Annotated in this window: 23 protein-coding genes and 1 other RNA gene; 8 read left to right on the top strand and 16 right to left on the bottom strand. The window is 29.9% G+C overall.

The window, feature by feature from the left end:
- Positions 1–99: 99 nt before the first annotated feature.
- The 8 genes from WH52_RS07180 to ssrA all read right to left on the bottom strand — a co-directional run bounded on the left by WH52_RS07180 (position 100) and on the right by ssrA (position 5,680).
- On the bottom strand, positions 100–330 hold the full coding sequence (locus WH52_RS07180; RefSeq protein ID WP_086030248.1) for a ribbon-helix-helix domain-containing protein: 231 nt from the start codon (positions 328–330) through the stop codon (positions 100–102).
- 38 nt (positions 331–368) lie between these two features.
- Positions 369–959, bottom strand: coding sequence for a ParA family protein (locus tag WH52_RS07175; RefSeq protein WP_086030247.1), 591 nt, complete (start codon positions 957–959; stop codon positions 369–371).
- Positions 913–1,833, bottom strand: a complete 921-nt coding sequence (locus WH52_RS07170; protein ID WP_086030246.1) for a DUF5712 family protein — start codon at positions 1,831–1,833, stop codon at positions 913–915. Before WH52_RS07170 ends, WH52_RS07175 begins: the two co-directional genes overlap by 47 nt.
- A complete protein-coding gene (locus tag WH52_RS07165; protein WP_086030245.1) occupies positions 1,823–2,338 on the bottom strand; it encodes a BfmA/BtgA family mobilization protein in 516 nt (171 codons plus the stop codon). The genes WH52_RS07170 and WH52_RS07165 overlap by 11 nt, the downstream gene beginning before the upstream one ends.
- A 167-nt stretch (positions 2,339–2,505) precedes the next feature.
- Complete coding sequence (locus WH52_RS07160; protein WP_086030244.1) at positions 2,506–3,348, bottom strand: CHC2 zinc finger domain-containing protein; 843 nt, start codon at positions 3,346–3,348, stop codon at positions 2,506–2,508.
- Positions 3,349–3,433: 85 nt separating this feature from the next.
- A complete protein-coding gene (locus tag WH52_RS07155; RefSeq protein ID WP_086030243.1) occupies positions 3,434–4,591 on the bottom strand; it encodes a VapE domain-containing protein in 1,158 nt (385 codons plus the stop codon).
- Between the two features lie 90 nt (positions 4,592–4,681).
- The gene (locus WH52_RS07150) at positions 4,682–4,972 is read right to left on the bottom strand and encodes a MerR family transcriptional regulator (RefSeq protein ID WP_086030242.1); all 291 of its coding nucleotides are present in this window, start codon (positions 4,970–4,972) and stop codon (positions 4,682–4,684) included.
- A gap of 313 nt (positions 4,973–5,285) precedes the next feature.
- Positions 5,286–5,680: a transfer-messenger RNA gene (gene ssrA, locus WH52_RS07145) on the bottom strand.
- A 193-nt stretch (positions 5,681–5,873) separates the two neighbouring features.
- Here ssrA and WH52_RS07140 point away from each other — a divergent pair.
- The 3 genes from WH52_RS07140 to WH52_RS07130 are packed head-to-tail and all read left to right on the top strand — an operon-like array spanning position 5,874 to position 7,707.
- On the top strand, positions 5,874–7,082 hold the full coding sequence (locus WH52_RS07140) for an NAD(P)-dependent oxidoreductase (RefSeq protein WP_086030241.1): 1,209 nt from the start codon (positions 5,874–5,876) through the stop codon (positions 7,080–7,082).
- A gap of 41 nt (positions 7,083–7,123) precedes the next feature.
- Positions 7,124–7,342: a DUF3820 family protein gene (locus tag WH52_RS07135; protein ID WP_086030240.1), complete on the top strand. Its 219-nt coding sequence runs from the start codon at positions 7,124–7,126 to the stop codon at positions 7,340–7,342.
- Entirely contained in the window at positions 7,339–7,707 is a 369-nt protein-coding gene (locus tag WH52_RS07130; RefSeq protein ID WP_086030239.1) for a DUF1801 domain-containing protein, read from the top strand. The genes WH52_RS07135 and WH52_RS07130 overlap by 4 nt, the downstream gene beginning before the upstream one ends.
- A 5-nt stretch (positions 7,708–7,712) precedes the next feature.
- Here WH52_RS07130 and WH52_RS07125 read toward each other — a convergent pair whose 3' ends face one another.
- Positions 7,713–8,663: a transglutaminase domain-containing protein gene (locus WH52_RS07125; protein WP_086030238.1), complete on the bottom strand. Its 951-nt coding sequence runs from the start codon at positions 8,661–8,663 to the stop codon at positions 7,713–7,715.
- A 48-nt stretch (positions 8,664–8,711) separates the two neighbouring features.
- On the bottom strand, positions 8,712–9,530 hold the full coding sequence (gene kdsA, locus WH52_RS07120; RefSeq protein WP_086030237.1) for a 3-deoxy-8-phosphooctulonate synthase: 819 nt from the start codon (positions 9,528–9,530) through the stop codon (positions 8,712–8,714).
- 70 nt (positions 9,531–9,600) lie between these two features.
- Here kdsA and WH52_RS07115 point away from each other — a divergent pair, with 70 nt between their 5' ends.
- From WH52_RS07115 to WH52_RS07100, 4 genes are all read left to right on the top strand, one after another.
- Positions 9,601–10,581: a M28 family peptidase gene (locus WH52_RS07115; protein ID WP_086030331.1), complete on the top strand. Its 981-nt coding sequence runs from the start codon at positions 9,601–9,603 to the stop codon at positions 10,579–10,581.
- A 164-nt stretch (positions 10,582–10,745) separates the two neighbouring features.
- A complete protein-coding gene (locus WH52_RS07110; RefSeq protein WP_086030236.1) occupies positions 10,746–12,239 on the top strand; it encodes a S8 family peptidase in 1,494 nt (497 codons plus the stop codon).
- 110 nt (positions 12,240–12,349) lie between these two features.
- Positions 12,350–12,871: a DUF4136 domain-containing protein gene (locus tag WH52_RS07105; protein ID WP_086030235.1), complete on the top strand. Its 522-nt coding sequence runs from the start codon at positions 12,350–12,352 to the stop codon at positions 12,869–12,871.
- Positions 12,872–12,874: 3 nt separating this feature from the next.
- Complete coding sequence (locus WH52_RS07100; RefSeq protein WP_086030234.1) at positions 12,875–13,228, top strand: TfoX/Sxy family protein; 354 nt, start codon at positions 12,875–12,877, stop codon at positions 13,226–13,228.
- 31 nt (positions 13,229–13,259) lie between these two features.
- Here WH52_RS07100 and WH52_RS07095 read toward each other — a convergent pair whose 3' ends face one another.
- Positions 13,260–13,706: a hypothetical protein gene (locus WH52_RS07095; protein ID WP_086030233.1), complete on the bottom strand. Its 447-nt coding sequence runs from the start codon at positions 13,704–13,706 to the stop codon at positions 13,260–13,262.
- A 34-nt stretch (positions 13,707–13,740) separates the two neighbouring features.
- Positions 13,741–20,310 (bottom strand): alpha-2-macroglobulin family protein, encoded by a 6,570-nt coding sequence (locus WH52_RS07090; RefSeq protein WP_086030232.1) that lies wholly within the window; start codon positions 20,308–20,310, stop codon positions 13,741–13,743.
- 175 nt (positions 20,311–20,485) lie between these two features.
- On the opposite strand from WH52_RS07090, the gene WH52_RS07085 reads away from it, so the two are divergent.
- A complete protein-coding gene (locus tag WH52_RS07085) occupies positions 20,486–21,838 on the top strand; it encodes a UDP-N-acetylmuramate--L-alanine ligase (protein WP_086030231.1) in 1,353 nt (450 codons plus the stop codon).
- Here the strand turns inward: WH52_RS07085 and WH52_RS07080 are convergent.
- From WH52_RS07080 to WH52_RS07070, 4 genes are all read right to left on the bottom strand, one after another.
- Positions 21,835–22,908 (bottom strand): nucleotidyltransferase family protein, encoded by a 1,074-nt coding sequence (locus tag WH52_RS07080; RefSeq protein ID WP_086030230.1) that lies wholly within the window; start codon positions 22,906–22,908, stop codon positions 21,835–21,837. The two genes, WH52_RS07085 and WH52_RS07080, sit on opposite strands and share 4 nt — an antisense overlap.
- Entirely contained in the window at positions 22,898–24,007 is a 1,110-nt protein-coding gene (locus WH52_RS07075; RefSeq protein WP_086030229.1) for a phosphoenolpyruvate carboxykinase (ATP), read from the bottom strand. The genes WH52_RS07080 and WH52_RS07075 overlap by 11 nt, the downstream gene beginning before the upstream one ends.
- A gap of 61 nt (positions 24,008–24,068) precedes the next feature.
- Positions 24,069–24,236, bottom strand: a complete 168-nt coding sequence (locus tag WH52_RS14970; RefSeq protein WP_198938397.1) for a hypothetical protein — start codon at positions 24,234–24,236, stop codon at positions 24,069–24,071.
- Positions 24,237–24,253: 17 nt separating this feature from the next.
- On the bottom strand, positions 24,254–26,458 hold the full coding sequence (locus WH52_RS07070) for a T9SS type A sorting domain-containing protein (RefSeq protein ID WP_158091357.1): 2,205 nt from the start codon (positions 26,456–26,458) through the stop codon (positions 24,254–24,256).
- Positions 26,459–26,460: the final 2 nt, after the last annotated feature.

Genomic DNA, 26,460 nt, shown 5'->3' with positions numbered 1-26,460 from the left:
CGAGTTTCTAAAACCAAATCAAAAGCTAAACGCTTTATAAATTAATATGTCTTTTTACATCTGTAATTCTATTGCAATATACCACAGTTTTTTTTAATGTTAGGTTGTTTTAATATAGTTTTCTAAAGCTTTATTAATGATGTTTTTGATACTTTTATTCTCGTTTAAAGCGTGTTGTTTAATTTTTTTAAGTAGGTTTTTATCTAGGTAAAAAGAAAACTGAACTTCTTCAGTTTCTTTAGTAGGAATAGGAACTACCTTTTGAATCGTTTTGGGTTGATTATTAGCTTTAGCTTTATTGATTAAATCATTAAAATTTTGTTTTTCCATAATGCTAGAATTGTAGTTTTATATAAATATATATAGAATTATATCAGTTTTGTTAGTACTTCTTTTGTTAGGTTATCTAATTGCTTTTGAGCGTTTTTATCATTCTGAACACCACCAACTAAAACCGAACGAGTAAAAGCTACTAAGTCAGATACGTGAGTTTTGGCAATAGGAAAATTGTATTCTTCTAAACCAATCAAAATATCTAATGTTAAAGTGGTATTAGGTTTTATCATGTTGAAAATAATCATTGAATTATTGATTTTATTTTCATTTTTAATTAGTTCTATAGTACTTTTAATAGCTAACAAATCTAAAACACCAGCTTTGGTTGGTATAATGATTAAATCAGCTAATTGAATAAGTTCGGGTAATTGATTGGATAGGTAAGGAGGAGTATCTATAAAAATAAAATCATAATCCAGATTTTGAATTTCATTAATCCTCCCTTTGTAAGAGATAATATCAAAACCAGAAGCTAATTCTTTAACTTGAGATAAACTACCTTGTAAATCTAAATCAAGAATAGCTGCTGAGGCGTTTTCAGATATATTTTGAGCTAGATTGAATGTGAGTGTCGATTTACCTACGCCTCCCTTTTGATGTGTGATAAGTATTTTTTTGCTCATGGATGTTTTCTTTTGTGATTAAAGTTTCGTTTAATTTGATATGCTCTTTTAGTTTTTTTATCTCTTTAGGAGAGCCATTTTTAAGTATGTATTGATTTTGAAATTTTTCGAGTTCTTTTCTTTTGTAGTTAAAGAATGTGTCGAAAGTTGCTTCGTTTGTGTTAATCCATTGCATTCTATCAAAACCTACACGATATTTATTTCCTCCAATAGACCTGTCTGTTTTTCTTTCTTTTGTAGTGGGGGTGAGTTTTAATCGTTGATTTTTACACTTTCTACTTACTATGATATGCATGTGGGTATTTATCCCAGGTTTAAACTCACCTGTTTTATAGTTTCCATTTGTAACTTCTTCGTCAGTTCCTTTAAATTTTCGGAAGTGTTCAACTTTTCCAAAATAAACTAAATCATCACCAGAAACTAACCCTTTTTCCTGTCTGTTAAAATTTACAGCATAGTTAGTCATTACTTTTCGAGCATATTCTATTATAATACGGTTATACTCTTTGTATTGAGTTATGCTTAGTTGCCATATATCTTTTATTTCTTTATTTTTAGAAATCAGACTAAGAATATGTTTTAGCTCTTCTTGACTAAAACTAATAGTTGGAGCGAAATATTTAGCATCATTTTTGCCTAGTTTTTTGATGTTAGTGTCTATGGAATTAATAACTTCATTTGTACTGATATTTTGTTCATTGTGTGAAAAAAAGAATTGTTTTCTAGCTTCAGTGTTTCTTTTAGCTTCAGAAGAGTTTTGAACTGAAAACAATTTATCTAAATCATGATTTTCTTTTTCTAAATACAGCGCAAGATTAGAGCAGCTGCCTGTATTAGTAGCTCCTAATGTACTATGAGGTTTACTAATTGGCATTGTTGAATATTGAGTTTAATTTACCTTTAAGACCAGATTTGTTTTTTTGATCTATCAATTCACATATAGTATAAAAAGCTTCTTGTTGTTTTTCTATTTTTTTCTCAATGTGTTCTATTTTTTGGAATACACTTTTAAGCTCTTGATTGATTTTTTGTGTTCTTTCTTTGTCAAAATGATTTACTTTTATAATTGCATCTTGTATCCATTTTGATAAGTTTTCGTATTGTTTTTTTTGTTCATTAGAATATTCGAAAATTTCATTTCTTAGAGGTTTAAGAATATCTCTTTCTTGAACTTTTAAGAAAGAAACAATTCGTTTGTCTAAGACCTTTATCATTGTAGCAGGGTTATCATTTGAAGTTTCTAACGGGTTAATACCTGTCTTTTTAAAATATAGAATCATAGATTTAGTAAAGTCTCCATATTTAGCGCCGAATACATTAGAAATTTTTACTAATTCTTTATGGTGGAATTCATCAATAATGATACTTTTTTTCTTCATTTTATAATTTTTGGTACTGATATTCAATTTGTTAAGTTTTTTTTATGGTTAGGGTATAAAATTTTATAATTAGTTTTTAGATATAATGTTCACATTTACAGTAGTTAAGCCTCGCAGAGCAAGTTGAATAATAGGGGAGAAGCCCCTGTTCAACTTGCTACCTTAAATTAGGTACACTTTGAAACTAAATATTCATTTAAATCATTGAAATTTTTGTAGTAAATAATACAGTCTGTTATTTCTTTATTTGTATTTTTTTGTAAGTGAATTAATGCTTTGTTTCCAGCTTCATCATTATCAAAAAAACATTTGGTTTTAGAATAATCTTTAATTAGTTCAGGAATCTTTAGAATAAGAGCTGTAGAATTTAAAATGATGAAATTTTCATTTGGAACTTTTGTTTTCAAAGTCAAATAAGAAAGAAAATCAGACCAAGATTCAAACAAGGATATGACATGAGAGTTATTATTTATAGTTGTAATACTTTTTTTACCTAAGCATCCTTTAAAGAATTTGTTTCTAATTTCTAGACCTCCAAAATCATTCATAAATCCAATTCCATAATATTCTTTTTCAGAATCAAAAGAGTAGTGGACTTGAAATAAATAACGCTTAGCAAATTCAATGTTTATTTTCCTTGATTTCAAATATTCTATCAAAAAAGGGTTAGTTAATTCTCCTACTTTTTTGATAGAGTATTTGGGTTTGACTTCAGCCTCTTGTAAGTTTTTAGGCTGGTGAAATGAAAAATCATTTTTTTCAAGACTTTTTAAGGCTTCGTTAATAGAGCAGTTATAATACATTATTACAAAGTCTATCACAGTTCCTCCTTTACCTTCGCCGAAATCGTACCATAGATTTTTATTTGTATTAACCTTAAAAGATGGTGTTTTTTCTGCTCTAAAGGGAGATAAAAACCAGGTGTTATTTGAGTTAATTTTTTTAGGGCTAGAACCAAGTTTAAGTAAAAGATGAACAAGGTTTATGTTATTAGCAGTTTTACAGTTCATTTTTTTTTTTTTTTTTCAGTTTTCATCTTACCCATCTTACCTTTTTTGTAAAAAAGGTAAGATGGGTAAGATGTTTTTGATAAACTTATTTTTTTTTCAACCTAATCATGTAGCCTTTGTTTCCTGTTTCTGAACCATTGATTCTCTTAAAACCAAGTTTGCTAAGTTCTTTGCCAATGGAAATGTGATTAACATAGGGGTGTTCTTTTTTTATAATGTTAGTAACTTGACTAGCAGTTAAAAACTCTTCTCGGTTTTCTGACTTTTCAAATAATTGATTGATTAAATCTTCTTCAATAGAGAAAGACTTATATTTTTCGTTCCGTGTTTTGTTTTCAATAACATCTTTTCGGGTTAAATCACAGTTGTATTTTTCATCTTTATATGCAAGAAAATACGCTTGAGACCATACTTTGTCAATATCTATTTCTTTAGAATAATTGAAATCTATAATGTCGGTGAGTTCAAAACAAATCCATCTAACATCACCAGATGAAGCTTTTAAAAAATTAATCTTATTTGTAGATCCGATGAAAGAAGAGGTTCTTGAAAAAATAGAATGAACTTTGTGATAAGGTAGCCTAATATTTATATGTGTTTTTGAGAGCATAGATTTATAGGCTTTAATTGCTCTATGATCTATTTGATCTATTTCATCAAGGTTTATAATTATATTTTTACATAACTGGCTAAGTCCATCTTTATCGTAGCTTATGTTTTCAGAAGAATAGTTTTTTAATTCTTTTGGAGTAAGAAATCGGCAAAAAGTTGATTTTCCAGAGTTTTCTGTTTCGTGGACAAGAACGATACAACTTTTGTTGTAATATTCTTCTTCTAAAGAACATTTGACTGCTCTTACAAACCACTTTTTAAAATGGTATTTGAATAACTTATCATTTTCAGTATAGATATAAGAGGCTAATCTTTCTATATGGTCTACTCCGTCCCATTTATCAAGGTTTTTAAAATACTCCTCAAAAGGGCTTACATGTTCTATAAAGTTTGAACCTAAGTATGTTTCTAGTTCTCCTTTTTTTATTTTAATCCCCTTTTTTGTTAATTCAATTAATAAAGATTTATCGTTTAGTCTATACCATTCTTTAGTTTTTTTAAACTTGATATAATATTCATGGGATATGGTATTAAATACTATACTATATCTGTTTTTTAGATATTTATCAATTTGATCATAAATTGTATCATCATTCAACTCGTTATTAATATACAGTTCTTTTTTATCCATTTTATTAAATAGATTTTAATCCGTATATTTGAACTATACGGTAGTTAATACTGTTCTGGAAAATATTTAAAGCGTGATTGGTAGAAGCAATCATGCTTTTCTTTTGTATTTAAAGTTTTTCAATGATTGATCTTTATTGAAAATTTGGTAGTGATGAATTAGTTTTCTTTTAGGTCCAACTTCTTGAACCTCGATGCGTCCATCATTAATGTAATTGTCAATTGATTGTTTTGACAACTTTAAGAGTTGGGCTGCTTCTGCTCTAGTATAATAGTTAAGACTATAGTCTTTAGGTTTTTCTTTTATTTCAAGAACTATTTTTTTTAATTCGTTTAATTGATTGAATATTTGCCCGAAAGGGTCGATGTAAGATTTAGTCATTATTATAAGCTTTTCTTTTTTATTAAAAATTTGTAGAGTTGAATATTTGAGTGATTATTCAAATTATTTTTTGGATTTAATAATTAAATTAGTAGTAGATAGAGAGATTTGTAATAGTTTTTCATAATTTTAACTTGTATTAGGTTTAACAAGGGTAAAATTATAGACTATTGTTATAATATGTGGAGATTTCCAAATTGGAGTTTTGACATTTTGGAATAAAAGTTTTGACATTTTTAAAAAAGTTAAAATATCAACTTTATTATCAACTCAAAACAAAAACCCTTACAAACGTTGGGTTTATAAGGGTTTAAAGTGGAGACGCCGGGAATCGAACCCGGGTCCAAACAAGCAGCTCAAAAGCTTTCTACATACTTAGTTTTGATTTAATTGTCGACTAAAAGCTGATTCAAAACGACCCACTTTTAGCTTATCTCCTTAAATTTCGAAAACCTATCGGAGTGCTAAGTCTTCTATGTTTACTTTTACGATGCCCATAAATGAAACGCCGTAAACCAAGGCTTTTCGTGGACATTTAGCTTGCACACCTTGTGTGCCGAGGCTCTATCTTACTATAATTCAGATTAAGCAGCTAAAGCGTAGTTATCTTCGCCGTTTAAATGTTTGAAATAAGTTTTACGAGTCGTCATTTCACTCCTCGGTATGCTTACATTATCACTGATCTCGCTGTCAAAACCAGTCGTCCCCAATATGTCAAAGACAGCAAACAAAATCAAAAAATATACCAATACAAATTATTGCAATTTTTTCTTTTAATTTGCGGGCAACAAATATATAAAAATACTATTTGTGCAGTAATTTTAAAACAAGTATTTTCGCAAAACTTGTTATAATTTACAACAATAAGTGTGTAAATTGTTTAATTTTAATACAGATTATTATGAAATTCGGAATCATAAGAGAGCGTAAAAATCCACCAGATAGAAGAGTAGTTTTTTCACCAGAAAAATTAAAAGAATTTAAGCAGCAATTTCCAGATGCTGAAATTGTAGTTGAAAGTTCAGATATTAGAGTTTTTTCTGATGAAGCATACAAAGAAGCAGGATTTGAAGTTACGAATGATGTCTCAGATTGTGATGTTTTATTAGGAGTAAAAGAAGTTCCTGTAGAAAATTTAATTCCGAATAAAAAGTATTTCTATTTCTCGCATACCATAAAAAAACAGCCATACAATCGTAAGTTGTTAAAAGCGATGTTAGAGAAAAATATTGAAATGTACGACCATGAAACTATTGTTAAAGAAAATGGAGCAAGATTAATAGGTTTTGGTCGTTATGCAGGTTTGGTAGGAGCTTATAATGGTTTTAGAGCTTTTGGTTTAAGAGAACAATTATTTGAGTTACCTAAAGTAGAAACATTACCAGATTTAGATGCAGTAAAAGCAGAGTTAGACAAAATCAGCTTGCCAAATATTAAAATCTTACTTACAGGAACAGGTAAAGTTGCTAAAGGAGCTAAAGAGATTTTAGATCATTTACAAATTAAACAAGTAAGTGACGCTTTGTACTTAACAGCAGATTTTTCTGAGCCAGTATATTGTGTAGCAGATGTTATGGAATATGCAAAGAGAAAAGATGGTAAAGTAGGAGATAAGTATGCTTTTTATAACGATCCGACTGGTTATGAAAGTAACTTTATGCCCTATGCTAAAGTGACTGAATTCTTTATTGCAGGGCACTTTTATGGAGATGGAGCTCCGTATTTATTTACAAGAGAAGACGCTAAGCATTCAGAATTTAAGATTAAGTATGTGGCCGATGTTTCTTGTGATATTGATGGGCCAGTAGCATGTACAATTAGACCTTCAACGATTGCAGATCCAATTTATGGATATAATCCTGAAACTGAATCAGAAGTTGATTTTAGAGATGAAAAAGCCATAACGGTTATGGCAGTAGATAATTTACCATGTGAGTTACCAAAAGACGCTAGTGAAGGGTTTGGAGATATGTTCTTAGAACATGTAATTCCTGCGTTTTATAATAATGATAAAGACGGAATTTTAGAAAGAGCTAAAATGACTACTTCCGAAGGAAAGTTAGCAGAACGATATGCATATTTACAAGACTATGTAGATGGTAAAGAATAAACATTAAATTTAATCCCGCTTAATGCGGGATTTTTTTATATATGATTCCAGATAAACAATTTTTAGTAGATACCGCTAATATGAAAATGCCATTTGGCAAGTACAAAGGAACTTATTTAATAGATATTCCAGAGTACTATATTATATGGTATAAAAATCAAGGTTTTCCTAAAGGGAAATTAGGGAAAATGTTAGGCTTGGTTTATGAGTTAAAAATAAACGGATTAGAGGATATTCTTCGTAAATTACGAACTCTATGAAACCAGCTGAAGAATACATTTTACAACAACCAGAACCATTTAAATCAATATTGTTACATATTCAGGTATTGTTAGAGACTCATTTTCCTGATATAGAAATGAAGTACAAGTGGAGAATTCCGGTTTATTATCTAAATGGCAAACAACTCTGTTACTTAAATGCATCTCATAAAAAAGGTTATATAGATGTTGGTTTTTGGGCAAAAGGTATTTTAGAAGAATACGAAACTTACTTAGTTTCTGAAGGTAGGACAGTTGTAAAATCATTAAGATATACTTCAATAGAAGATATTAATGGAAAGATTTTACTTAAAGTAGCTACTGAAGTAAGTAAACATAATCATAAAGGTTTTTGGAAGAAATAGCTATTTTATTCAATCAAAAACTCCAAAACAACCTCACGGTTAATAATCAAAAATAATTCTTTAGCTCTAGGAGGCGGAGAAATACGAACGGTTGTAATAGTTCCACTTTTTGTTATAGTAGGTTTTTGAGCGTATTGAGAACCTAAAAAACCGCACATAACTCTATCAGTACTTTTTAAATTTTTTAGTTGAATTTCTATCGTATTGTTTTTTGATGTAAGTATACCTTTTAAAGGTTTTACCAATTCAACAGTAGAGTTTAAAAAAGAACTACTGTAAATTGGCTGATTAAAATAGTCTTCAATTTCTAATCGTTCAACTCGTAATTGCCAAAGATTATCTTCAGGATAATGAGTCTTGAAATAATTTTTTAAAGGAATATCATAATAATATGGATTAAACTTTCGCTGCCATCTTCCATTCATAACTGCTCCTGCTGACCACGTAGGATCTATATAAATCCATTTACCATTTAATTTTACAGCGTTCCAAGCATGGTTTGTGCTCCTACTAGGTTTATTTATATCTCTAGATGAATTTCTAATATATCCCTTAATAACGTCATTTTCGATGTCTAATAAGTTACAGATTTTTGCTAGTGATTGTGCATAACCTTCACAAACAGCTTTACGTGTTTGAAGGGTTTCTTTTACAATATTATCTTTTATAGCTTGTAGTTTTTGCTTACGCTCTTCTTCGTTACGGTACCTAAAACCAATTCGTTTATTTTTAGGGTTATAGTAAGATTCTAAATCGTATCGAATATTTTGAGTAAGCCAATAAAAAGTTGTTTTAACTTGATTCTCTTTTGTAGAAAAATCTTTTGCAATACGTTGTGCTAATTGTTCGGCAGAAATTAATTTAGGGTAAGAATTAACTTTTGTTTCAATGTCAGAAAAGTTTTGACTGAATACCGAAAGTGAAAAGAATATGAATAAAAATAAAAGTTGCTTCATTTTGAAAAGTTCTACATTAGAAACAACTTTTATCTTCAAAAATTGTGCCTATAAATTATTTATAGTTTTACGTATAGCAACCAAATTACTTAACAGACCTTCTAAGTGATCTAAATGTAACATATTAGCTCCGTCTGATTTTGCATTTGCAGGATCAAAATGAGTTTCCATAAATAGTCCATCAACTTTATTTACAACTCCAGCTCTAGCAATAGTTTCAATCATATCGGGTCTACCACCAGTAACTCCACTCGATTGATTAGGTTGTTGTAATGAATGCGTAACATCTAACACCGTAGGAGCAAATTGGCGCATCGTTGGTATTCCACGAAAATCTACAATCATATCTTGATAACCAAACATAGTTCCTCTATCGGTTATCCACGCTTTTTCATTACCAGCATCATGTACTTTCTTAACAGCATGTTGCATAGCTTCTGGGCTCATAAATTGTCCTTTTTTCAAGTTTACAACTTTACCTGTTTTTGCAGCAGCAACTACTAAATCTGTTTGACGCACTAAAAAAGCAGGAATTTGTAAAATATCTACATATTCAGCAGCTTTTTCAGCATCTGATACTTCATGAATATCAGTTACAGTAGGTACATTAAATGTTTCAGATACTTTGCGTAAAATATTTAAAGCATTTTCATCACCAATACCAGTAAAACTATCAATTCTACTACGATTAGCTTTTTTAAAACTCCCTTTAAAAATATATGGAATTTCAAGTTTATTAGTAATTTCTACAACTTTTTCAGCGATACGAAGTGCCATATCCTCTCCTTCAATTGCACAAGGACCTGCTAGTAAAAAAAAGTTGTTAGAATTTGTGTGTTTTATATGGGGTATTAAGTTTAAATCCATCAGTAAAAAATTTGAACAAAATTAAGAAATTAAATTGGCTATCTTTAAACATTCAAAATTTAATAAACAAATGAAAAAAATAGTATTCTCTTTAGCTGTTATGGGGGCTTTTGTATCGTGTATGCAAGCACAAAAAGCAAAAGAAAAAGTAGTTGTTAAACAAGTACAACAAAAAAAAGTTACTTCGATAGATTCTGCTACTGTAAGAAAACATTTATATACATTGGCGTCGGATGAAATGCAAGGTAGAAAACCTGGTACTGAGGGTATGGAAAAAGCAACTCAGTATATAGAAAATGAGTATAAAAGAATTGGTTTAAAACCTTTTAAAGGTTTAGAAGGCTATCGTCAAAATTTTACTCATAAAGGAATTGAAATGAGTAATATTATTGGAGTTTTAGAAGGAAAATCTAAAAAAGACGAATATGTAATTGTTTCTGCTCACCACGATCATTTAGGAATGAAAAAAGATGGAGAAGGAGATCGAATATTTAATGGAGCAAATGACGATGCTTCTGGAGTTGTTGGAGTATTAGCTTTAGCAGAATATTTTGCTAATAAAGGAGAAAATGAAAGGAGCATTGTTTTTGTATGTTTTACTGCGGAAGAAATGGGATTAGTAGGTTCTAAATACTTCGGAAAAGATATTGATCCTACAAAATTTGTAGCAGGAATTAATTTAGAAATGATAGGGAAAACACCAAGTTTTGGACCAAATACTGCTTGGTTAACAGGTTTTGAGCGTTCGAGTTTTGGTAAGATTGTACAACAAAATTTAAAAGGAACTGGATATCAGTTATTTCCAGATCCATATAAAAAATTCAATTTATTTTTTAGATCAGACAATGCCTCATTAGCACGTTTAGGAGTGCCTTCTCATACATTTTCTACAACACCAATTGATGTTGATAAAGATTATCATAAAGTTTCTGATGAAGCAGAAACATTAGATATTGGTGTTTTAACGGAAACAGTTAAAGCTGTAGCCAGAGGAACAGAGAGTATTATTAATGGGAAAGATACTCCTACAAGAGTAGAAATTAAAGAATAGTAAAATTATTTATAAGGAGGAAAAGAGGAGTTTTAAAACTCCTCTTTTTTTTGTTTTTTGAATTGATAACTTATTAGTGTATTGTTTGTTAGTTTATGGTTGTGTTAAAAAATTAATAAAAAAAATACTATATTCGCAAAGTTTTAATCTAAATCCTTCAAAAAATGAAAAAACTAATTTTAAGCGCATCAATAGCGTTAATGTTGTTTTCGTGTTCTAAAGATGAAAATATTGAACAAGCAGAACAACAGCAGGAATTACTATCGAGAAAAGAAATTAATCAAAAAATAGAAACGTCATTACAAGACAACGGAGACTTCTCTTGGAGTAATACAGATGCAAATACAATTTTTAGTGCATTAAAATTAAGTAATGGTATTTTAACAGTAGGTTATGGTACTAATAAGTCAGAATTTGCAAGATCAAACAGTTCTAATTCAATTAAAAATGAATTAATCAATTATATTAGAACGAATGAAAAGGTTGCTGCTAAAGGAGATAGTGATGAACTTTTTGAATATGAAAATATTAATGTTTTCGATATTAAAGTAACAAGTTTAGGTACTATAAAAGCTTTATTAAATGACTCTAGAGTTCGTTATATAGAACCAACAGGTTATAGTTTATTTACTCAGGAAGAAAATACTCAAGGAAGATCTGACTCTTCATCTGGTTCAGGATGTGGATACGGAACTGCCAACTTAAATTCAAATGACTATAGAACTGTGGCTCCAGGAGCTAGAGTACCTTGGTCTTTTGATGCGCATAACATTCCTCAAGCATGGAATCATAGTACTGGAGCTGGTGTAACAGTCGCAATTGTAGATACAGGTTTATCTCCACAACAAAAATGGATGAATCAATATTTTAATGATGGATATTCTTCTGGCAGAACAGTACAGAAATATGGAACATTTGTTGATTCATGGTGGGCTTGGTCAAATAATTATGATGGTGTAGATGACAAATGTGGTCACGGAACAAAAATGGCAGCAGTAGCTACTGCACCAAGAAATAATGATAATTTACCTGTTGGTGTTGCTTATAATGCAAATTTGGTGAGTTATAGAGCGGTAGAAAATGTAGTAATTGATGATTACCATGAAAAAAGAGGAGTATCAGAAGCATTAACTGCTTTAGGAAATAGAAGTGATGTTAAAATTATTTCAATGTCTTTAGGATACCCGTTTAGTATTGGTAATGTATCTGATGCAGTTAAGTATGCTCACAGTAGAGGGAAAATGGTTTTAGCAGCAGGAGGAACATCTACTTCTTTTACTACTTGGTATGGAGTAATTTTTCCAGCTAGTATGAATGAAACTGTAGCTGTAACTGGTGTTAAAGAAGGTCAATATTCTAAATGTGATGTATGTCACTCTGGTTCTAAGATCGATTTTACAGTTCAAATGCAACGTACCAACGGTACAGATAACAAAATTCCAGTATTAAGTTATTATAACAATGCAGCAAATTACGTTGGAGGTTCTTCTGTTGCTACTGCAACAACAGCAGGTATTGCAGCTTTAGTATGGGCAAAGCATCCAACTTGGACACGTGATCAAGTACTTCAAAAAATGAGACAATCAGCAGAGTTTTATCCTAATAAAAATTCTGAATACGGATATGGAAATATTGATGCTTTAAAAGCAGTACAATAATCTATAGATTAACTAACCCAATTTAAAAGCCTTACAATTTTGTAAGGCTTTTTTTGTTTTTTTAACTTTAGGAACAATTATTGAGCTAATCAGTTAAACGATTTTTAAATATGAAAAAAATAGTATTTGCTTTACTAATTCTATGTATAGGTTGCTCTACACCTAAAGTAGTTTATGATTATGATTCTAAAACAAACTTTTCTAAGTACACAACGTTTGATTATTTTGAAGATGCAGGAGAAGGACTAAGTGAATTAGATAAAAAAAGAATAGAAAGAGTTATTACAAGTAAGTTAAAACTTCAAGAAATTACAAGGAATACTGAAAAACCAAGTTTTTATGTAAACTATTTATCAAAGCAAATTAAAGTAGATGACAGACCTAGAATAGGTGTAGGAATTGGCGGTGGTGGTAATGTTGGTTTTGGTATTTCTGGAGGAATCCCAGTAGGGAATAAAGAAGTTAAAATGCAGCTGACAGTAGATTTTGTTGAAGCAGATAATAACCAACTTTTTTGGCAAGGTATTGTAGATAAAAAGTTAAAAGAAAGAACTTCTCCACAAGAAAGAGATTTGTTTTTTAATGAAGTTCTAACAAAAATTATGGAAGGATATCCGCCAAAGAAAAAATAACGTATGCCATATAACGAGTTTTTAGCTGATAGAGTTTCTCAGTTTTTAAAAGAGAAAAACGTTAACTTTTTTGAAAAGAAAATGTTTGGTGGCTTGTGTTTTATGGTTGATGATAAGATGTGTGTGGGAGTAAACAGAGATGAAATAATGGCACGAATTAATCCAGATATTTATCAAGTATCTCTGACTAGAAAAGGCTGTAAAGAAATGAATTTTACAGGAAGGCCTATGAAAGGTTTTGTGTTTCTAACTGAAGAAGCAACAGATTTAGATGAAGATTTACATCATTGGTTAAACCTAGCTTTAGAGTACAACCCGCTAGCAAAATCAAGTAAAAAGAAAACCTCTAAAAATTAATTTAGAGGTTTTTATTTTTTATGAGTTGATATTAAAATTGATATCTAACACCTAAACCAAAGTCAGATTGAAAACCATCATAAAAATCATTGAATCCAATTTCTGGTCTGAAATCTAAAGAAATCATTAAAGGAATGTCAAAGTTGTATTCAATACCAATTACTCCAGCACCAAATAAAGCAGTACTACCACTTCCAGAAGCGATTCCTCCACCAACACCTGCATACCAGTTAAATTGGTTTTCTAATTGCCAAACCCATTGGTATAAACCTGTTGCTTTAAAAGCACTACCTTTTCTAAGACCTAAGTCAACTTCTAATCGGTTATTATCACTTAATTTTCTTTGATAAGAAATTTCTCCACCAAAACCATTGTTATCTCCAAAGCGAATTCCAATTGCGTTTTCTGAAATTTCTTGAGCATTGGCAGTTAAAAATACAGCTAAAAATAAACCGATAGTTAAAAATACTTTTTTCATTTTTTGTTTTTTGTTTGGCGGCAAATATACAATTCTATTTTACATTTATTTTTTCTCCTTTAGAGTGACTACTAAACTCAGGAGCATACATACTTTGAATTGTTGTAATTCCATTGCTGAAATTACCAGCATTATTAACTCTTACATCGTATTCAAAAACATAAACTCCTTTAGGTAAACGGTCAAAAAAGAAGTTTGTTGCAGCATCTTTAGTGTTTTCGTAATAACCTAATCCGTCTTGCCATTTGTATCGAGATAAAACATTAACAGGTTCTACACCGCTAGCACGCATATCTTTCATATGAATAAATTCCATATCTCTATCGCTTCGTAAAACAATTCGAGTAGTAATTAAATCACCAATTTCTAAAGAAGTATTTTCAGTTATTTCAATTAGCTTTTTACCAGTATCAGAATTTACTTTTTTAAATAATTTTTTCTCTAATTTAAGAGAGGTTTTTGCTGAGGTTATTTTATCTAAATCTTCAAAATATTGCCAATATAATCCGCCCCAAGCAATTCCTTTTCCTTTTTTAGAAATAGTAACATCACTCATTTTAGAAGTTATTTCGGTAGCATTCCACGAAGTTTTAAAATACCCTGTACCTGCTTCGGTTTTTACAGAAGGCATTTTGTTAGGTTCTATTTTAATAGTACCTAAAGTAACATCAACACTTTCATTAACAGAAATCCAATCGCTTCCTTGTAATAGTAAAGCATATACAGCTTCAGAAGTTGCTTTAGTAGTATTCCATCTATTTACTTGCTTATTTTTTAATAACCAAACTTTTAAGTTATCTATAGTTTTTGCGTCATTTTCAATTTCTGAAAAAGCTTCAATTAATAAAGCTTGTGTTTCAATTGGAGATTCAGACCATCGCCAACTAGGTTTGTTAGCTTTCCAATACATACCTAACTCTTCTGAAGTAATGCTGTTTTCTCTTAAAGAAGCTAAAACTTTAGTTGAGTTTTTAGTATCTCCATTTCTAAATTGAATTAGCGCGATTTGTCCTTTTGCTTGTAGGTTGAAATCATTCCAATACTTTGTAGCTTGTTTTGTATAATAGTTGACAGTTTCTGTAACTTTTCTTTTATGAGAATATTCTTTATAAAAACTTCTCATATATAAATACTGAAGTTGGAAATAACCAATATGTTTCTTGTCTAAATATTCCTTAGCTTTTTTTGCTCCGTTTTTTTGCTTGATGATTTCAGCTTGCTCTAAAAGCTTTTCATATTGATGTGTAATTTCAGTATCTAAAAACTGAATAGCTTTTGTAAGTACGTCTTGAGTTTTATTGTCAAACTTAGTAACACCAAGTTTTTTCAAATGACCAAAACCAGAAGCTATATAGTTCGTAATATAAATATTTGGATAATCACTTCCTTTAAACCAAGGAAAGCCTCCAGAACTCAATTGCATATCACTTAGTTTTTTAAGTGATTTCTGCTGTTCGTTTTTCATTTTATTTAAATCAAACAACAACCCAATGCGTTTCTTCTGTTCAGTTTCAGATTGAGCGTCACGTAACCAAGGAGTTTCTTGAATAATTAATGATTTTAATTCTTCATTCTTTTCTAGATTAGATAGTAAGGCATCACTTGATTTCCATTGGTTAAATACTTTCTGAATCTTAGGATTAGAATTCGTGATATGAGTTGCCAATGTATTTGCATAATAACGAGCAAAGGTTTGTTCTGAACATTCATAAGGATATTCCATCAAATAAGGTAAAGCCTGAATAGCGTACCAAGCAGGATTAGAAGTAATCTCTAAGGTTAGTTTATGATGACTAAGCGTATTTGAGTTTTGATTTTTAAGCTTCTCTAAACTGAATGTTTTAGTTTGATTTGAGTTTACCCATAATGGTAAGGTTTCGGTAATTAACATTCTGTTTGATAGTACTGGTAGTACGTTTTGTTCACCATCAGAAAAATCACCAGCTTTTGCAATTATTTTGTATTGCACAGCTTGTAGACTTTCTGGAATAGAAAGATTCCAAGAAATATTAGTATTTCCGTCTTTATTAACTGAAAAGGATTGAGTTTGCTCACTATTTACTAATAAGTCTAAAGGCTTTCCAGTAAAAGCATCAGTTAAAATTAATTGTGTTAAACCTTGTAAGTTGTTATTCGAAAGGTTTGCAATTTTAGTACTTAACGTAATTTTATCACCTTCTCTTAAAAACCTTGGAGCATTAGGAATAACCATTAACTCTTTTTGAGTTATGGCAGTTAACGTTTTAGTGGCAACGTTTAACTCTTTAGTATGTGCGAGTAATTGCAACTTCCAACGAGTTAAAGCCTCTGGAGTTGTAAAACTAAATGTTATATTTCCTTTTTTATCGGTTGTTAAATGCGGATAAAAGAAAGCTGTTTCTTGAAAGTTTTTACGTGCTTTAACTTGTGTTAATTCATTTTGACCATCTTTGGTAATAATAACTACTGCACCATTTTTTCCTTTTTCTCCGTATAAAGCGATAGCTTCATTGGCTTTTAATACAGTTGAAGAAATAATAGTATTGGCATTTACATCAAAAGAAGGTACAATTTTACCATCTACAATATATAAAGGAATTTCAGATGAATTTAAAGAAGCTTTTCCTCTAATTCTTATAGAAGAAGCATCTGCTTGTTCGCTTTCTTCCATAACTTCAACTCCAGCAACCTTTCCCATTAAATTGCTATAAGCTGGAGGAGCGGATTTTCTTTTAACTCCTAATTCAGTTACAACTACGGCTTCTAGAAAGTTATTTCCTTCTAACATTATTTTAGAAGCGTCAGTAATGTGTTTTTCAACAGTATCCATTCCTACAAAACTAAATACAAGAATATCACCATCTTTCACTTTGATACTATAGTTCCCGTCAAAATCGGTTTCTGTACCAAATTGAGTTCCTTTAATTAGTACTGTTACTCCTGGTAGCGGACCTCCTTCGTCTTCAACAACACCAGAGATAATCCTATCATATTCTTTACGAGTATTATCTTCTTTTGCTTTTAGATCACGAGTAAACTGTCTTTGAACCCATTGCTGATTGTTAAAACTAAATCCGAACCAATTTAAACGATCATAATTTTGATGATGATAATAACCTCTAGGATAGTTTCTATTGAAAATTCTGAAGTTTTCTTGACCAAAACTTTGATATGCATTTGCATTGTTTCCGTAGGAATAATAACTAGGCGTAGTTATAGGGTTAAACTGCCATTGATGTTGTTTAAATTGATCTAGAGAAGCATCGTACATACTTGCTAAAACTTCTGCCGCAACTTTATTGTTTTTGTCATTTTTAATAGTAAAACTCCAAGTTTGTTCAGAATCAGGTTGAAGCTTGTCTCTAAAAGTACTAGTTGTAATGCTAATTTGTTCTTGAGGAAGGCTAACAAAGATTGGAATACTACCATTAGTAAAGCTATTATAGTTTACGAAATAGTATTTTATAGCGAATCCGCCAATGTCCTTTTTTGTAACAGGAATTTCAATATTTTTAATGTTATCACTAAGTTTAATTAGCTTAGTTGAAACAATTTCTTGTTCTTTTTCAACTTGTACAACTACAGTAACGTCTTTGGAGGCTGATCCTACTTGTAAACAAACTTTTTCTCCAGGAGCATAATTTAGTTTATTAACATTGTAGACGAAAAAGGTATTGTCAGCTACTGATTTTTCAGTAGTATTACTAACCGTAAATTTCTTTTTATCGGTTACTTTTTGATTGAATCTATCGGTAACATATACAATAGCAATGTATTTACCTGAAATCCATTTTTTAATGTTTTTTAATATAACTTTCTTAGAATCTTCAGTATTAAAAGTAGTTTCGAAAACTAATTTTCCTTTTTTCCATGAATTTTCATCTGTCTCTTCTTTAGTGTAGGCATCGTGAGGAAATAATTTTCTGAATTGAGCTTCAGAAATGTCTTGATAATCTGGAGTACTCCAAGGTCTTTTTCTTAACGGATTATTGGGTGCTTGTAATTTGAAAATTTGTAATGTTCCTTTTGCAGGTACATTTTCATCATTTAAATTTTTCGTGGTAATTTCTATAGCTTGATTTTTTTCTTCTTTATTTAATTTAGAAGGCATTTGAATATTAGCTACCATTGCATGATAACCAACTTTTACTATTACTGAAGTACTTCTTGTTTCACCATTTATATCGGTAACATCAGCGGTAACTTCATAAGAAAAAATCGGTAAGTCGTTCTTGTTTACACTTTCATCAGGAATAGCTTTAAACTTAACTTTGAAATTACCAGAAGCATCTGTGGTGCTTTCTCCATGAGTAATTTCTTGCGCTTCAGAAGAAAAATGAGGTCGACGCCAATACCACCAACTAGGATATTGAACTTTACGGTGTACACGATACACTACTTTAGCATCAATAATTGAAGTACCAGAAAAAGCTTTGGCAAAACCATTTACTGTAATGCTATCATTTATGGTAAACGTTTCAGTAATTGGTTTGAATTTGGTTTCAAATTTTGGGCGCTTGTATTCTTCTACAGAAATACGTGAAACATAGTCGAATTGATCAAAATCGAAATCTGCATTGTCATAAAACTCACTTTCTTTTTCATCACTTTCATCAATTGAAAAACTGTACTCACCAGTTAATCCGTTATTTGGTAATTTAAACTCACCAGATGCAGAACCAAATTCATTTAGTTTTAGCTGTAGTTTACTAACTTCTTCACCGTTAACATTGTTTAGTGAAACTTCAATAAATTCATTAGTGAAAGGTTTAGAAGTATCATTGTTTTTTTGAATACAAATCGTTTTAAAGTAAACAGTTTGTCCAGGTCTGTAAATACTTCTATCAGTAAAAATAAATGGTTTAATTCTTATGTATTCATTGTTGTCTTCTTTGGCTTGTTTATAATATTTATTAATGTAGAAGTTTCCAAAAACAGCTTTATCATTTTTGGTTGAAACTGTAACATAAACATTATTGTAGTTATTAGAACTTTTGTAGTAAGCAAAACCTTGGTTATTGGTGGTCAATTTTTTGTTGATTTGCTTACCGTGTCTACGTTTTTTGTTTTGCAGTAATAATGTAGCGTTTTTAATAGGAGCTCCATTGTTCCTATCAACAACTTGATAAGTAATAATACCGTTATTATTATTTTCAACCAAAGCTAAATTTGTTACTTGAATATTGGCTGTTGCAAAAAGTTGATTGTCTTGTAAATCATTTTCTTGATTAGCAACAATAAGATAACTTCCTTGATTATGTTTAGGAACTACTATTTCGGTAGTATGTGTTAAATAATCAAATTCGTTTCGAAGTTTATTGTTCCACGAAACTACTTTTTCAAGAGAATTTATGAACTTAATTCGTTCTTTATCTTCATATATTTTATTGAACTCTATTAACTGTTCTTTACTAATTTTATAAGATGTAAAGTATAAATGATTTACGTTGTTGTAGGTAATTAGAAGTCTAGAATTTGTGTTGATTGGAACAAACTTTTCCGAAAGAATTGACAGTGTTTTGTGAGTAATTTTATTCTGTAAAACTTTACATTTTTTTGCGCCAATACTTTTGGGGAACAGCTGAATAACTTGTTTACAAATAGCTAAAGCATCTTTATTTTTAAAACGGAAATCAGCATTTTTATTTGATAAATACGAGTTAGCTTGTTGATGATACAATTGTGCAATTTCGTAATTATATAACCCTGAAATTTCGTTGTCTTTGAAGTTGTTTGCTGATGTTTTTAAGGTTGCTAAATAAACTTTGTTTTTATCAAGAAAAGTAGCATGCTGTTTTACGAAATTTAATCGTTCAAAATCGACATTAGCTAAGGCTAGATAGTTTTTTTTGTTTGAATGAAATAGAATTAACTTTTGAAAGACTTGTAAAGCATTAAATTGAAGAGATTCAATATCTTTTGTTTCTAATTTCAATTTAGAAAAAGAATATAAATCACTTAAAAAAGCAGGGTTGTTTATCTTAAATTGATACGCCGGTTTTGTAATGTTGCTTTCTGATGTTTTATAAAAATCAAGTGCATTATGAGCTAAGAAATCGTATAGTGTTGGACGATATTTTTTTGAGTCTTTTACAGCGTGTAAAATTTCTCCAAACTTATAAACATCAACTTGCTGTAATTTGTTTTCGTTTTTTAAAGATGCTTCAAAATAATGATGAATTTCAGAAAATAACGTATTTAAATCCCAAGTTCTAAAATCGTTTTTGTCTACTTTTTCTTTAGTTTGGGTTCTGTTATAAAATTGCCATCGATGTTGCTGAAAATATTGCCAATATAAATTAGCTAAGATGTTTTCTAAAACATTTTTCGTAGGAAATTCACTTGTAGAAATATGTTCTTTAAACTGATTAATGATTTGTAACTGTGCATTTTCTTCTAAAATCAATGCAAACTTACTTTTGTATAAAAGACACTTTATGAGTTGAGGTGAATTTTGTGTTTTTTCAGCTTTATCATAAATTTTATCCACAATTTTTAATGCAGATTTAGGTAAGTTGTCTATTTCAAATTTATGGACTTCTTCCCACAAACTTTTATAGTTTTCTTGAGCGTTTAGTAAAGTTGAAAATAAAATCATTAATACTATCGATGTGAATTTTTTCATAACTAGATTCATTTAGATATTCAAATCACCCAAAATTTGTGTTGTAACACAACTATTAATTTGTTAATAGAGCTTTTGAGTGAGTAAACTGAACTTTTCAATGAGTTTCGATTTAAAGATACTTAAATTATAGCTTGGTTTTGTATTTTTGACTTTCGTTATAGATTACTAAAGCATGAAAATTCATTTTATAGCTATCGGAGGAAGTGCAATGCATAACCTAGCGATTGCATTATACCAAAAAGGATACCAAATTACAGGAAGCGATGATACGATTCACGACCCATCCAAAAGCAGGTTAGCAAAATATAATCTTTTACCTGAGGAGTTTGGTTGGTTTCCTAGAAAGATAACCTCTGATTTAGATGCCATTATCTTAGGGATGCATGCTAAAAAAGACAATCCTGAATTATTAAAAGCACAGGAGTTAGGATTGAAGATCTATTCGTATCCAGAATTTTTATACGAGCAATCTAAAGACAAAACTCGTGTGGTTATTGGTGGTTCTCATGGAAAAACTACGATTACCTCTATGATTTTACATGTGCTGAATTATCATGATAGAGAAGTAGATTATATGGTTGGTGCTCAGTTAGACGGTTTTGAAACCATGGTAAAGCTCACTGAAGAAAATGAATTCATAGTTTTAGAAGGAGATGAATATTTAAGTTCACCAATTGATAGGAGACCAAAGTTTCATTTATATAAACCGAATATTGCTTTATTAAGTGGAATTGCTTGGGACCATATTAATGTATTCCCAACTTTTGAAAATTATGTAGAACAGTTTTCAATCTTTACAGACTCACTTACTAATGGTGGAATTATGGTGTATAATGAAGAAGATGAAGAAGTAAAGAGAGTAGTGGAGGAGAGTTCTCATCCGATTAAAAAATATCCATACATAACTCCAAAGTATTTTATTGATAACGGAACTACTTTTATTGAAACGGAAGAAGGAGATTTACCTTTAGAAATTTTTGGAGAGCATAATTTACAGAATCTAGCTGGAGCAAAATGGATTTGCCAGCATATGGGAATTGAAGAAGATGAGTTTTATGAAGCAATTGTTAGTTTTAAAGGAGCAAGTAAACGTTTAGAGAAAATTGCAGAAAACAATTCAACTGTAATTTTTAAAGATTTTGCTCATAGTCCAAGTAAAGTTAATGCGACCACTACTGCAGTTAAAAATCAATATTCTGAAAGAGAAGTTTTAGCATGTTTAGAATTACATACCTATTCTAGTTTAAATGCTGAGTTTTTGGCAGAGTATAAAGGAGCTTTAGATGATGCTGATAAAGCTGTTGTATTTTATTCACCGCATGCTGTAAAAATTAAGCAACTAGATGAGGTAACTGAACAACAAATAGCGCAAGCTTTTGAACGTGATGATTTGATTATTTATACGAATCCACAAGAGTTTAAGGAATTCTTATTTAATCAGGACTTAGAAAATAAAGCAGTGCTATTAATGAGCTCTGGTAATTATGGAGGTTTAGATTTTAATGAGGTTAAGAGTTTGGTTTAGATTCCTAGTTTTCTTTTGTACCAATTTATATTTGTTATTCTTGAAGTAATAAAGAGGAGATAATCTTTTTTGTAAAAAGCTCTGAGTAAGATTTTAATTCTTTGATAAAAGAAAATATATGAGTTGGTAAGCTTTTTAAACAACTGGGTTTTGTAATTTATATTAAGATTTTTTATTGCTTCATGAATAAATTTCTCAGACAGCTTAGTTGTAGTGAACTCTATTTTTTTAGGTTTTTCTAAAATTGTTGAATATAAACTTATTCCAGCATTCAGTTCTTTTGACAATTCTTTATCTGTAAATATTTCCTTTTTTTCTAATCGATTACCCTGTAGATAAAAATCATAAGCAGCTCTTAAATTTATTCCTTTTTTTATAAACTGATAATCATTGATTAATTTAGAATACACTGTTAGTTTAATTTGATCTTTATAAGACAAAAGGGTGTAGTTATTTACTTTAATTAAAGAATTTTCTACAGATTGATAATTAAAAAAAATAGATTTTTCCTCTCTTAAAATTTCTTTATGTATCTCAATTGCAGCAATTTTGTTTGGGTGTGTAATTCTAGGTAAATGTCTATGGTCATCAAATAAATCTGAAATTTTTTTAGTATATCCTGAAGTTTTTATAACATCATAACAAATTTGAGCTTCATTTTTATCTGCCAAAAAATCAATGTCTCCAACCATACGTTCAGCAATATCTTTATATAATCCACATAATAAATTTCCTGTTCCTTTTAAGAAAATAGGTGTTATGTTGTGACTTAATAATAGTTCATTTATTTCTTTAGCTTGCTCAATAATTTGTTGGTTTCTTTCTCTGTTTAAGTCGGTAATATGCTTCATATATTCGACTAAGTCATTAGGTAAATAATGTAAAAAATCAGCATGTTTTAAATTACAATACAAAGCTGGAAAAACATAATGAGAAGTACTTACTTTTACTACAGAATCCCAATCAATATTTCCTTTTTTAAGCTCTTTTTCAACTAAAACACAATTATGTTCTTCATGAGTTATGGTTAAACATTTTCCGATAAAAAAGAGAGTATCTTTATAATTCATTATTAAAGATTTTAGATACGATTGCAACCATCTTGTTATTATCAGAATATGTTAATTGATAACAGTTTAAATTTGTAAACCAATTTAAAAATATTTCAGCATTTTCTTTAAGTGGAGATAACCAAGAATCAGGAACTAATTGTTCAAAAGCATTAATGTTTGAAATACGATTACATTGAAGGCTACTATTTTTTTTATACTTAATAAAGACTAAGTTTTTACAAGGAAGATGTTTAGTGTAGTCAGAATTTTTTGGAGGTAAATACCTAACGATTTTATTGAGTCGTTTAAAATGGTATTCTGCAGATGTTTTGAGTTCAGGATAAATAGGAAGTAATGTTTCTAGACTATTTTTTTTGATAGAAATAGCGGAAGGAAAACTATAAACTTCTTGATTTTTTGCAGCTACAGGAACGAAATCATCTGCTAAATATGTAAAGTTATTTGCTTGAAGTAAAGCAAGAGAAGTGCTTTTGCCATTCCCAGAGTCACCAAGAAATAACATTGCATCTTTACCATTGCTTATGGCAGATGCATGAAAAACTCCTAACCAGTTGTTTTCAGATTTTTGATGCATTAGCTCAACGATTTTCATAGAAAATTTTCCTTGAAAATAATGAGCTTCATTAAGCTTCCATACTCCTATATTTACATTGTCAACTATAAAACTGATGAAATTTGTATCGCTATATACTTTAAAATAATGATTGATTTTATCAGTTGATTCAATTTGAAGATGTGCGAATTTTGGGTGAACTAATGAAAGTTCATATTCTGATGAAAAATCAACTTTAAAAATAATATTATTTATTTTGTAAAAAATAGTTTTTAAAAACTTTATTGGTTTTTCAATAGGAATAATTTCATCATTTTTTTTAGCAACTGTAGTTTGGGTTAAAAGTGTTACATCTTCTATTAAATTATTAAGCTCAGATTTAGGAATATTTATTTTTTTTGAGATTGCGTTATTTATCTCTTCTTTAGTTTTATTTTTTTCTGTCAAAGAAAGTATTTCGGCTACTATAGGTTCTACGACCAAATATTCATTAGTATCGTTAAACCAGACTATAGATTTATCTTCTAAGTTTTTTATAATCATGATATGTAAAAATAACAAAACCTCGAATGTATCGAGGTTTTAATACTAGTTAATTTTATTTTTAAAACCCTTCACCAGGATCTTCAGGGCTTTGAGCTTGTGCCTTTTGCGGATTTAAAATCATATAAGTACCTAAAGCAGTTAAAGCAGCGTATTTTCCATAACTTCCAATCTTTTTAAGTGCTTCTTTACGAGTAATTTCTTCTTTATGTTGTTTTGTGTCTTTCATGATAATGGAGGATTAGGTTATTCTAAAATGATTTTCTTAGTCATATTTCCTAAGTCAGAACTTAGTCTTACAATGTAAACTCCAGGAGCTAAATAAGGTAAGTTGATTTGACTAGATCCATTAGACACAATTTGAGTCTTAATTAACTCTTTTCCTAATATAGAATACACTGTAATGTTTGCATTGGTTTGTAATCCACTAATTGTAATTTCTTTAGATGCAGATTTATAAATACTAACATTATCAAGATTATTTCTAAAATCTCCGGTACTTAATTTTTGTGAAGTAGTATGAATATAAAATTGACCTGTGCCGTTACTATTATTAGCTAAAGTAATTAAATATGTATTTTCTGAAAGGTCGATAAATTTATTATTTATTCGATCTTCTAAATACACTTTAATACCAGAAGGTAAATTTTGTGAGTTTATAGAAAATGTTATTTCTTTATTAGCTTCAGCAATAACACCAACAGGAATTACCATAGTTTCAAGATCTGAATTAGGTAATGTTTGAATAGCTAAATTTCTTCCATCGTTATTACTAATTAAATGAGTAAAAACAGTAAAATTTTGTGTTGCTCCATTAAACATTTTAGAGTCGTATCCGTTATCAAAACCTTTAGTCTTTCCATCAACATAAAATACTTTGGTAGATTGTTTATTGTCAGAATTGTTTTGTATAAATAATTCCAAAGAAGGAATAGTAGCTCCTCTATGAAAAGTATCAGTACCTTGATGACTTTGATTAGCTGTTGAAAATGTTACATTCCCCGAACCACTTGCTTCTACGAAGAAACCTTGAGCAGGAGCTATTTGGATAGGAGTCATATTATTATACGTTACATATTGAGAACCATTCCATAACCAAACAGTTTCTTCGCTAAGTAAACCAGTATTAGCAGTAGCAAAATCACTAGAACTAACATAAGATGTAAAAGGGTTACCTATTAAATTAAAATTGTTTCGTGTACCAGTAGATACAGGAAAACTTACGTTAGAAGTATTTACAGATCCAGTAATGGATACATCTCCAGCTGCAGCTAATTTCATAGAAACTCCAACACCAGATACTAAAGGTCCAGTGGTTGCTGCTGTAGCATATACCCATGGAGTAGTGCCGTTATTTGTGTAAGCACCAATACCAATATTACTACCAGAACCTGAAGCAAAAGTATGATTAGCAATTATATCTTGTTGTGTTTCGCCAGAAACTGGAGCAGATACTAAATACCAATTTGTTGTTGGTAAGTTTCTTGTGTAAGTAGTAGTACCAGTAACAGAAGCATTCGCAATTAATGACGCTCCTGAAGCTATACTAATTGAATTAACTGCTACTGCTGAAGAAATAGTTGGGTAGTTTGTTAAACCATTAGGTATGGTAACATCAGAACTTGAAATAGGAATAGAATTAGTATCCCAGTTAGCAGCAGTATTCCAATTGTTATTGTTAGTTCCTGTCCAAGTATATTTGTTAGGAATTACGTTAAAGGGGCTAGTTGAAGGAGTAAAAGATACTGTATTACTGAAATCCCAATTTTGATAATTCATAATACTAGTTAAAATAGTACCTTTATCTCCTGTATGCAAGGCGGATTCTTTATAACGAGCATTGTATACTTTTGGGTTTATCCCATTTTGAAATAATCCTAAAAAACCATTATTAGCATTACTTTTACCTGTAGGCAATGGGGAGTTTGAAATTGAAGTAATAGAAGTATTCCAAGCATTATCTGAGCTACCTATATTACCTTCATTGGCATTAATTCCTGAAATAACCTTAATTCCACTACTATTTTGATAAATAAAAAGTTGATCACCTGCACTACCTAACATGTTTCTATTTGGATAAGGTAAATATGTTCCTACACTTTGTAGAGTAATTAATGATGTTGCTCCTGAAGTAAAACTGATATCGATAGGAGATGTATTGGGGTTAATATGACACTCTTCTCCAGCATTAATAGTTGAATTAACAGAAACTTTTAAAGTGCTCTCATTATTTCCAAAGTTAGTGTTTTTCCATTTTTCATCAGTAATAAAAAATTCAGTTCCAGCTTCAACTTTAGTTAAAAACACAAAAGAGAATTGATCGCTACTTATATCAATTCTAGTAAAAACAATATCTCCATCACTTAAATTTGTCTGTGCTTTAATTGATGTAAATCCAAATGAATAGATAAATATAAATTTGAAAAGAAGTATTATGTAGTTTTTTTTCATAA

This window comes from Tenacibaculum holothuriorum (assembly GCF_002120225.1).
Taxonomy (GTDB): domain Bacteria; phylum Bacteroidota; class Bacteroidia; order Flavobacteriales; family Flavobacteriaceae; genus Polaribacter; species Polaribacter holothuriorum.
This window is presented reverse-complemented; position numbering and strand designations above follow the sequence as displayed.